The 541-nt window shown below is 74.5% G+C and carries 1 protein-coding gene; it reads right to left on the bottom strand.

All coding sequences use genetic code 11. From position 1 onward, the window contains the following. Positions 1–518 (bottom strand): ECF RNA polymerase sigma factor SigK (gene sigK / locus E6R62_RS38880; protein WP_136218042.1); only part of this gene is annotated, 518 nt, incomplete at its 3' end. Positions 519–541: the final 23 nt, after the last annotated feature.

Here is a 541-nt window from a genome sequence, read left to right as displayed (position 1 = left end):
CCGAGCGGCACGCTGAGCAGTTCGGCGACCTCGCGGTAGGCGAGGCCGCGGTAGTAGGCGAGGCTGACCGACTCGCGCTGGAGTTCGGTGAGGGTGCGCAGGCAGCGGCGGACCTGCTCGCGCTCCAGCCGGGTCTCGACCTGCTCGGCGACCTCGTCGAAGGCGGGGGTGCGGTCGAGCAGGGCGGCCCGCTCCTCGCGGTCGGCGGCGGCCTGGGCGGAACGGACCCTGTCGACGGCGCGCCGGTGCGCCAGCGTCATCACCCAGGTCATGACGGTCCCCTTGGCGGGCCGGTAGCGCGCGGCGGTGCGCCAGACCTCGACCAGCACCTCCTGGGCCACCTCCTCGGACTGCGCCGGGTCGCGGAGCACGCGGCGGACCAGACCGAGGACGGGTCCGGCCACGGTGTCGTACACGGTGGTGAAGGCATCCCGGTCGCCGACGGCGACCTGGCCCATCAACGCCTCCAGGTCGGGCACCGCCGACGGGGGCGGGCCGATGCGGACGGGTTCCTTCACACGTACTCCTTCGCCGGGTCCGG

Source organism: Streptomyces sp. A1136, assembly GCF_004795055.1.
Taxonomy (GTDB): domain Bacteria; phylum Actinomycetota; class Actinomycetes; order Streptomycetales; family Streptomycetaceae; genus Streptomyces.
The sequence above is the reverse complement of the archived record's forward strand: the minus strand, read 5'-3'. Positions and strand labels throughout refer to the sequence as shown.